We start from the raw sequence: 9,055 nt of genomic DNA on the forward strand, positions 1-9,055 counted from the left end.
CCCGCCGGTACGACCGGCTGGCGGCCCAGGTGCGCGCGGCGTTCGCCCGCGAGTACGTGACCAGCTCCGGCCGGGTGCTCGGGGACGCGGCGACCACGTACGCCCTGGCGTTGCAGTGGTCCCTGCTGCCGGCCGAGGCGCAGCGGCTCCACGCCGGCCGGCGGCTGGCCGACCTGGTCCGGACGGCCGGCTTCCGGATCAGCACCGGCTTCGTCGGCACGCCGCTGATGACCGACGCGCTGACCGACGCGGGCGAGCCCGAGCTGGCGTACCGGCTGCTGCTGCAGACCGGCTGCCCGTCCTGGCTCTACGCGGTGACGATGGGCGCGACCACGGTCTGGGAGCGCTGGGACAGCATGCTGCCCGACGGCAGCATCAACCCCGGCGAGATGACCTCGTTCAACCACTACGCGCTGGGCGCGGTGGCCGACTGGCTGCACCGGCGGGTCGCCGGGCTGGCCGCGGCCGCGCCGGGCTACCGGCGGCTGCTGGTCCGGCCGGTCCCCGGTGCCGCGCTGACCTCCGCGTCGGCCCGGCACCTCACGCCGTACGGCGAGGCCGCCGTCTCGTGGCGGCGGGCGGACGGCCGGCTGCGGCTCACCGTCACCGTGCCGGTCGGGGCGGAGGCCGAGGTGCACGTGCCCGGGGCGGCGGCGGGGGTCGAGGTGCGTCACGGCACCCACGAGTGGACCGTGCCCGACCCGTACGCCCACGGCCCGGCGCTGGCCGCCGAGCCCACCATCCGCGAGGTCATGGACCACCCGCCGGCCTGGGACCAGGTCGTCGCGGCGGCCGCGGCGGCCGGGGCCGGCGACGAGGCGCAGGTGGCGCAGCGGCTGCGGCCGTACCTCGACGCCCCGGCGACCGGCCTCGCCGACGCCCTCACCGCCGGCGGCTTCGTCCCCGGCGCCGCCGAGCTGCAGGCGCGGCTCGCCGGCCTGTCCTTCCCGTAGCCCGCACCCACTCCCCCGGAGGCACCCCGATGAGATTCCGACCGCTGATCCTGCTCGCCGTCACCGGGCTGGCCCTGTCCGCCTGCAGCGCCGGCAGCCTCGGCTCCAGCGACGACGAGGGCGGCGGCAAGGTCGCCCTGTCGTTCCTGGTGGACAACTCCGAGGACGCCGCGCGGATCGGCGAGCAGCTCGCCCGGGACTTCACCGCCGCCAACCCGGACATCACCGTCAAGGTCGAGACCCGGCCGCAGGGCGCCGAGGGCGACAACCTGATCAAGACGCGGCTGTCCACCGGCGACATGACCGACGTGTTCCAGTACAACTCCGGGTCGCTGTTCCAGGCCCTCGCCCCGCAGAAGAACCTGGTGTCGCTCGACGACCAGCCGTGGGTGGGCCACCTGGACGACAACTTCAGGACCACCGTGTCGACCGGCGGCCGGACCTACGGCGCGCCGTGGGGCGGGTTCATCGCCGGCGCGATCATGTACAACAAGGCGGTCTACGCCAGGCTCGGCCTCCAGGTGCCGAAGACCTGGGCCGCGTTCATGGCCAACAACGCCCGGATCAAGGCGGCCGGCATCGCCCCGGTGATCCAGACCTACCAGGACACCTGGACCTCCCAGCTGTTCGTGCTGGGCGACTTCCACAACGTCACGGCGGCCGAGCCCGACTTCCCCGCCCGCTACACGAGGAACCAGGCCAGGTACGCCACCTCGCCGGCCGCCCTGAAGGGCTTCCGGCACCTGCAGGAGGTGCACGACGCCGGCTACCTCAACAAGGACTTCGCGTCGGCCAAGTTCGACGACGGGCTGAAGAAGCTGGCCCGCGGCGAGGGCGCGCACTACCCGATGCTGTCCTCGGCGGTCAGCACCATCGTGGCCAACTACCCGCAGCAGGCCGGGGACATCGGCCTGTTCGCCATCCCGAGCGACGACGCGGCCCGCAACGGCCTGACGGTCTGGTCCCCGGCCGGCGTCTACATCCCCACCTCCACCGCGGGCGCGAAGCTCGACGCGGCCAGGAAGTTCCTCGCCTTCATCGCCAGCCCGGCCGGGTGCGCCTCGACCGGCACGGCCAGCACGCCGGTCGGCCCGTACGCGGTCAAGGGCTGCCGGCTGCCGGCCGACGTCACCCAGGTGGCCAAGGACACCCAGCAGTACCTGGACCGCCCGGGCGGCTCCAGCCTGGCGCTGGAGTTCCTCTCGCCGATCAAGGGCCCGGCCCTGGAGCAGATCACCGTCGAGGTGGGCTCCGGCATCCGCCCGGCGGCCGACGGGGCGGCGCTCTACGACCAGGACGTGCGCAAGCAGGCCCAGCAGCTCGGGCTCGAGGGCTGGTAGGACCCGCGATGGCCACGACAACGATGCGCCGGACGCCGGCCGGACGCCGCGCCACGGGCGCCCCGGCGCCGGGGGTCGGGGCGCGCAGCCCGTACCCGTACTGGTTCTACCTGCCCGCGGCCGTGATCTACGGCCTGCTGTTCATCGTCCCGACCCTGACCGCGTTCTACTTCAGCCTGACCCGCTGGACGATCTTCGACGCGCAGTTCATCGGCCTGGACAACTACGTCACGTTCTTCCGGGAGCCGGCGCTGGTCTCCGGCCTGACCCACACTCTGGTGTACGCCGTGGTCACCTCGGGCGCCAAGGTCGTGCTCGGGATGCTGCTGGCGCTGCTGCTCACCTCGCGGATCGTCGGGCGCGGCTACCTGCGCTCGGTGGTGTTCTTCCCGGTGCTGGTCAGCACCATCGGCGTCGGCCTGACCTTCACCGTGCTGATGAACCCGGACCAGGGCCTGATCAACGACGCGCTCGCGGTGACCGGCATCGACGGGCCGGCCTGGCTCACCGACCCCCGGTACGCGCTGCTGTCGGTCGCCCTGGTCGACGTCTGGAAGGGCGTCGGGCTGGCCACGGTCATCTTCATCGCCGGCATCGTGAGCATCCCGCGCGAGTACTTCGAGGCCGCGAAGGTCGACGGGGCGGGCGCCTGGGACACCTTCCGGCGGATCGTCCTGCCGCTGTCCCGCCCGGCCACGGTCACGGTGATCCTGTTGTCGCTGATCGGCGGCCTGCGGTCGTTCGACCTGATCTGGGCGATGACCCGCGGCGGGCCGGGCTTCACCTCCGACGTCATCGCCTCGGTGATCTACAAGCAGTACCAGGCCGGCTTCTACGGCCTGTCCACCGCGGGCAACGTCGTGCTGTTCCTGGTCGTGACGGCGATCGTGGTCCCGCTGTCGCGGCTGCTCAACCGCAAGGAGGTCGACCTGTGAGTGCCGTCCCCGCCCCCGGACCACGCCGCAAGCCGCGGCCGAACTACCTGCTCAGCGCGGTCGCGTTCCTGGCGTCGCTGGTCGTGTTCGTGGTGCCGTTCGTCTTCGTCGCGCTGACCGCGGTGAAGGACCGCCGGCAGGCGGCCGACCTGGACTTCTCCTGGCCACACCGGTTCCGGCTGGTGCAGAACTTCGTCGAGGTGATCCGGGCCCGCGACTACCTGCTGATCATCGCCTACATCAACAGCACCGTCCTGACGGTGGCCAGCGTGACCCTCATGACCGTACTCGCGGCCATGGTCGCCTACGTGCTGCAGCGCCGGCGCGGCCGGTGGAACGGCCTGGTCGACTTCCTGGTGCTGGCCGGGCTGATCATCCCGCCGGCGGTGGTGCCGACCATCTGGGTGCTGCAACGGCTCGGCCTGTTCCGCAGGATGCCCGGGCTGATCCTGGTCGAGGTGGCCTTCGGGCTGGCCTTCTGCGTGCTGCTGTTCCGGGCGTTCATCGCCACCATCCCGCGGGAGCTGGACGAGGCCGCGGTCCTCGACGGCGCCGGCCCGGCCCGGCTGTTCTTCCGGGTCATTCTGCCCCTGCTGCGCCCGGTCATCGTCACGGTGGTGCTGGTGCAGTCGGTGTTCGTCTACAACGACTTCGTCAACCCGCTGTACTTCCTGCCGGGCGAGCAGAACGCGACCGTGCAGCTGACCCTCTACAACTTCAACAGCCAGTTCAGCACCCAGTACAACCTGCTGTTCATGGACATCCTGCTGATCACGATCCCGCCGCTGATCATGTTCCTGGCGTTCAACCGCCAGATCGTGGCCGGCATGACGGCGGGGGCGGTCAAGGGCTGACCGGGCCGCTCGCGGCGGCGCCCCCGGTTGACCACCACCACCGGCCGGATTAACGTTTCCCCCACGGTTCGGTCCGAACAGCTGTTCGCATGCCGAACACACCCCGGGAGGTGGCCCCGTGACCGAGAACCGAAGCCTGCTCATCGGCGGCGAGGAGGTGGCCGCCGCGGACGGGCGCACCACCGAGGACCTCAACCCGCACACCGGCGACGTCGTGGCCACCGTCGCGGCGGCCTCGCCGGCCGACGTCACCCGGGCCGTCGACGCGGCCGACGCCGCCTTCGCCGGCTGGTCGACCACCGCGCCCACCGAGCGCCGGCGGATCCTCACCCGGGCCGGCGACCTGCTGGAGGAGCGCGCCACCGAGGCCGCCGCGCTGATGGCCCGGGAGACCGGCGGCACGCTCGGCTGGTCGCTGTTCAACGTCGGGCTGGCCGCGAACATGTTCCGCGAGGCCGGCGCCCTGACCACACTGCCGGTCGGCGAGGTGCTGGCCGGCGCCGACCCCACCGCGCTGTCGCTGGCCATCCGCCAGCCGGCCGGGGTGGTCGCCGCGTTCGCGCCGTGGAACGCCCCGCTGATCCTCGGCGCGCGGGCCGTCGCCGCGCCGCTGGCCGTCGGCAACACCGTGGTGGTCAAGGCCAGCGAGGACGCGCCGCTGGCCTGCGCGCTGTTCCTGGCCGACGTGCTGCGCGCGGCCGGGCTGCCACCCGGCGCGCTCAACGTGCTCACCAACGACCGGGCCGACGCGGCCGTGGTGGCCGAGACGCTGATCGGCGACCGCCGGGTGCGCCGGGTCAACTTCACCGGCTCCACCGGCGTCGGCCGGCGCATCGGCGAGCTGGCCGCCCGCCACCTCACCCCGGCGGTGCTCGAGCTGGGCGGGAAGAACTCGGTGCTGGTGCTCGACGACGCCGACCTGGAGTACGCGGTGAACGCGGTGGCCTTCGGCGCGTACCTGAACTCCGGGCAGATCTGCATGTCCGCGGACCGGGTGATCGTGCACCGGACGCTGGCCGACGAGTTCTCCGCCCGGCTCGCCGAGAAGGCCAAGGGCCTGCCCGCCGGCGACCCCACCGACCCGCACACCGTGATCGGGCCGCTGATCAACGCGCGCGCGGCCGAGCGGGTGGCCGGCCTGGTCGACCGGGCGGTGGCCGGCGGCGCCCGGGTGCTCACCGGCGGCGGCCCGCCGGACGGCGCGCACTACCCGGCCACGGTCCTGGCCGGCGTGACGCCGGACATGGCCGTCCACACCGAGGAGATCTTCGGCCCGGTGGCGACCGTGCTCTCCGTGGCCGACGAGGAGCAGGCCATCGCGGTGGCCAACGACAGCCCGTACGGGCTCACCGCCGGGGTGCTGACCCGCGACGTGAACCGCGGCTTCGCCGTCGCGCGGCGGCTGCGCACCGGCATCGCCCACGTCAACGACCAGTCCGTGGACGACGACCCGACCGCCCCGTTCGGCGGCGTCGGCGACTCGGGCTACGGCCGGTTCGGCGGCCGGGCCGGGGCCGAGGCGTTCACCGATCTGCGCTGGATAACTCTCCAGCAGCGCCCGAAGCAGTACCCGTTCTAGCCTTCGCCGCCTGGATCTGGGCGTAGACGCGGGTACGCAGGGCGGCGAAGCGCGGGTCGGCCCGGGTGTGCAGCTGGTCGCGCTCGGCCGGCAGGTCGACGGCCAGCTCGTCCTGCACGACCGTCGGGGACGCCGAGAGCATCAGCACCCGCTGGCCGAGGTAGACGGCCTCGTCGATGTCGTGCGTGACGAACAGGATCGTCACACCGAGCCGCTGCCACAGCGACCGGACCAGATCCTCCAGGTCGGCCCGGGTCTGCGCGTCGACCGCGGCGAACGGCTCGTCCATGAGCAGGATCGACGGCTCGTACGCCACGGCCCGGGCGATCGCCACCCGCTGCTGCATGCCCCCGGACAGCTGCCACGGGTACGCGGACTCCGTGCCGTCCAGCCCGACCGCGGTCAGCGCCTCGGCGACCAGCTCCCGGCGGCGTGCCCTGGCGACCTTCTTCTGCCGCAGCGGGAGGTCGACGTTGTCGCGGACCGTCAGCCACGGGAACAGGCTGCGGCCGTACTCCTGGAAGACGATCGCGAGGCCGCTCTTGTCGCCCACGGTGACCTCGCCGGAGGTCGGTTCGAGCAGACCCGCGATGCAGCGCAGCAGCGTGGTCTTGCCGCAGCCGGACGGCCCGACCAGGCAGACCAGCTCGCCCTCGGCCACGGTGAAGGTGAGGTCGCGCAGCGCCTCCACCTCGCGGCGGCCGGACCGGTAGACCTTGCGCAGGCCCTTGACCTCGAGCATCGTCGTGCCTCCCTAGGAACGCCGCTGGGCGTCGCGCAGACCGTGGTACCAGGCCAGCGCGAAGTGCTCGGCCAGCCGGAACAGCTCGGACAGCCCGAAGCCCAGCAGCCCGAGCAGGATGATGCCGCTCCACATCTCCGGGATGGCGAAGCTGCGCTGGAACTGCACGATGGTGAAGCCCAGGCCGTTGCTGGCGGCGAACATCTCGCTGATCACCATGAGGATGATCGCGATGGACAGGGCCTGCCGCAGCCCGGCCACGATCCGCGGGGACGCCGCCGGCAGCAGCAGGTGGCGCAGCCGGGCCACGCCGGTGATGCCGTACGCGCGGGTGGTGTCGGACAGCACGCTGTCGGTGGACCGCACGCCCTCGACGGTGTTGAGCAGCACCGGCCACACGCAGCCGGAGACGATGACGATGACCTTCATGCCGTTGCCGATGCCGGCGAACAGCATGATGACCGGGACCAGCACCGGCGGCGGCACCGCCCGGAAGAACTCCAGCACCGGCTCGGCCGCCGCGCGCAGCCGCGGGCTCGCGCCGATCGCCACGCCCGCCGCGATGCCGATCAGCCCGGCCAGCAGGTAGCCCGCGCCGAGGCGGGCCAGGCTGGGCAGCACGTCGGCGCGCAGCCGCTCGGGGGTCCAGGTGTCGGCGAAGGCGGCCAGGATCTGCCGCAGCGGGGGCGCGTAGAAGTTCTCGCTGTTCGCGCTGGCGGCGTACCAGGTCACGATCAGCGCCGCGGGCAGCCCCACGATCAGCAGCAGTCTCCGGAGCACGCCGGTCATGCCGCGACCTCCCCGCGCACCGACTGGTGCCAGGCCAGGAAGTGGCGCTCGGCGCGGCGGGCGGCCAGGTTGATGGCCACGCCGATCAGGCCGGTGACCACGATGAGGGCGTACATGGTGGGGATGGCGCCGGAGGTCTGCGCGACCGCGATGACCGCGCCGAGGCCGGGGGCGCCGATCACCAGTTCGGCGGTGACGGCCAGCACCAGGGCCACCGAGGCGGCGAGGCGCACGCCGGTGAACACGTACGGCAGGGCCGTGGGCCAGAGCACGTACCGGATCCGGGCCGCGGCGGTGAACCGGAAGCTGCGGGCGGTCTCCTCGGCCACCGGGTCGACGTCGGCCACGCCGTACAGCACCTGGACGAGCACCTGCCAGAAGGCCGCGTAGACCACCAGCAGCAGGGTCGAGCCGAGGTCCGAGCCGTACAGCAGCACGGCGAGGGGGATCAGCGCGACCGACGGGATCGGGCGGAGGAACTCGACCGTCGAGGCGGTGACCGCGCGCAGCACCGGCACCGCGCCGATCAGCACGCCCACGGCCACCCCGGCCGCCACCGCGACGGCCAGGCCGATCGCCCAGGCCGTCAGGGTGTCGCCGACGGCCACCCAGAACGCGGCGGTGGCCGCCTCGTCGGCCAGGGCGGCCAGGATCCGGCTGGTCGGCGGCAGGGAGCGGTCGGACACGATCCCGGCGCGGGGCAGCAGCTCGACCAGCACGAGCAGCCCGGCCAGGCCGGACAGGCCGAGCAGGGCCCGGCCCGCCGGCCGGACGCGCGCCACCCCGGCGCCGGCCGCGGTCATGGCAGGATCTTGTCCAGGTCGGGGGTGGCGCCGCCGAAGATGCCGTCCTGCGCGCCGAGCTTGCTCAGCGTCTCGACCGACGGCTTGTTGATCTCGACCGGCCACTTCGGCAGGGTCAGGCTCGCGCGCACCTTGGGATCGATCTTGGTGTACGAGCCGAGGATCTCCCGGACCTCCTCGGGGTGCGCCGAGGCGTAGGCCAACGACTCGTTCATCGCCTCGGTGAACCGCTTGACCAGGTCGGGCTTGTCCGCGATGAGCTTGGTGGAGGCGAAGTAGGCGGCCACGGTGAGGTTCGGCGCCGCGTCGACGTAGTTCCAGGCGACCACCCGGCCGCCGGCGGCGGTCACGGCCGACAGCGACGGCTCGACCACCCAGGCGGCGTCGACCTGGCCGGCCTCGACGGCGGCCGGCATGTTCGGGAACGGCATCTCGACGAAGCTGATCGTGGACGGGTCGCCACCCGCCTTGCGGACCGACTCCCGCACGGTGGTGTCGCCGATGTTCTTCAGCGTGTTCACCGCGATCTTCTTGCCGGCCAGGTCGGCGGCCTTGGTGATCGGGCTGTCCTTCCGGACGACGACGCCGCCGAAGTCCTTGCCGGCCTCGCCGGTCGAGGCGACGCCGTTGCTCACCATCTTGACCGGCACGTTCTTGGTCTGGGCGAGGAGCAGGGAGGTGATGTTGCTGAAGCCGAACTGGAACTGGCCGCTGACCACGCCGGGCACGATCGCCGCGCCGCCCTGGCCGCTCTCCATGGTCAGCTCGATCTTGCGGTTGCCGAAGAATCCCTGTTTCTGGCCCAGGTAGATGGGCGCGACGTCGACGATGGGGATGACCCCGACCTTGACCTGGTCGACCCCGCCGGCCGGGGCGGCCCCGGTGTCTTCGGACGACCCGCACCCGGCCCCGGCTCCGACGAGGGCGAGCACGGTCATCCCCGTGATGAACCGGCGCATTACCGAACCTCCTGGAATCTGGTGTTGTGCGCTCTCCGCACGTAAGTTCTCATAGAGAACGTAGGGTGTGGTCCCGCTCACGTCAACGACCAACATCGATA

Annotated in this window: 9 protein-coding genes; 5 read left to right on the forward strand and 4 right to left on the reverse strand. The window is 72.4% G+C overall.

The window, feature by feature from the left end; genetic code table 11:
• From Ani05nite_RS21055 to Ani05nite_RS21075, 5 genes are all read left to right on the forward strand, one after another.
• Nucleotides 1–953 (forward strand): alpha-L-rhamnosidase-related protein (locus Ani05nite_RS21055; RefSeq protein WP_275410591.1); only part of this gene is annotated, 953 nt, incomplete at its 5' end.
• Nucleotides 954–982: 29 nt separating this feature from the next.
• Nucleotides 983–2,293: an ABC transporter substrate-binding protein gene (locus Ani05nite_RS21060; protein ID WP_203770623.1), complete on the forward strand. Its 1,311-nt coding sequence runs from the start codon at nucleotides 983–985 to the stop codon at nucleotides 2,291–2,293.
• 8 nt (nucleotides 2,294–2,301) lie between these two features.
• Nucleotides 2,302–3,228: a carbohydrate ABC transporter permease gene (locus tag Ani05nite_RS21065; RefSeq protein ID WP_203770625.1), complete on the forward strand. Its 927-nt coding sequence runs from the start codon at nucleotides 2,302–2,304 to the stop codon at nucleotides 3,226–3,228.
• Nucleotides 3,225–4,082 carry a carbohydrate ABC transporter permease gene (locus Ani05nite_RS21070; RefSeq protein ID WP_239130457.1) on the forward strand — a complete coding sequence of 286 codons (858 nt, stop codon included), beginning with the start codon at nucleotides 3,225–3,227 and terminating at the stop codon, nucleotides 4,080–4,082. The genes Ani05nite_RS21065 and Ani05nite_RS21070 overlap by 4 nt, the downstream gene beginning before the upstream one ends.
• Nucleotides 4,083–4,200: 118 nt before the next feature.
• Nucleotides 4,201–5,661 (forward strand): aldehyde dehydrogenase family protein, encoded by a 1,461-nt coding sequence (locus Ani05nite_RS21075; RefSeq protein WP_203770627.1) that lies wholly within the window; start codon nucleotides 4,201–4,203, stop codon nucleotides 5,659–5,661.
• On the opposite strand, the gene Ani05nite_RS21080 is transcribed toward Ani05nite_RS21075, so the two are convergent.
• From Ani05nite_RS21080 to Ani05nite_RS21095, 4 genes are read right to left on the reverse strand one after another with little or no spacing between them, the layout of a single operon-like run.
• The gene (locus tag Ani05nite_RS21080) at nucleotides 5,606–6,403 is read right to left on the reverse strand and encodes an ABC transporter ATP-binding protein (RefSeq protein ID WP_203770629.1); all 798 of its coding nucleotides are present in this window, start codon (nucleotides 6,401–6,403) and stop codon (nucleotides 5,606–5,608) included. The two genes, Ani05nite_RS21075 and Ani05nite_RS21080, sit on opposite strands and share 56 nt — an antisense overlap.
• A 12-nt stretch (nucleotides 6,404–6,415) precedes the next feature.
• Complete coding sequence (locus Ani05nite_RS21085; protein WP_203770631.1) at nucleotides 6,416–7,192, reverse strand: ABC transporter permease; 777 nt, start codon at nucleotides 7,190–7,192, stop codon at nucleotides 6,416–6,418.
• Nucleotides 7,189–7,995 carry an ABC transporter permease gene (locus tag Ani05nite_RS21090; RefSeq protein ID WP_203770633.1) on the reverse strand — a complete coding sequence of 269 codons (807 nt, stop codon included), beginning with the start codon at nucleotides 7,993–7,995 and terminating at the stop codon, nucleotides 7,189–7,191. The genes Ani05nite_RS21085 and Ani05nite_RS21090 overlap by 4 nt, the downstream gene beginning before the upstream one ends.
• Entirely contained in the window at nucleotides 7,992–8,954 is a 963-nt protein-coding gene (locus tag Ani05nite_RS21095; protein ID WP_239130458.1) for an ABC transporter substrate-binding protein, read from the reverse strand. The genes Ani05nite_RS21090 and Ani05nite_RS21095 overlap by 4 nt, the downstream gene beginning before the upstream one ends.
• Nucleotides 8,955–9,055 lie beyond the last annotated feature (101 nt).

This window comes from Actinoplanes nipponensis, assembly GCF_016862275.1.
Taxonomy (GTDB): Bacteria; Actinomycetota; Actinomycetes; order Mycobacteriales; family Micromonosporaceae; genus Actinoplanes; species Actinoplanes nipponensis.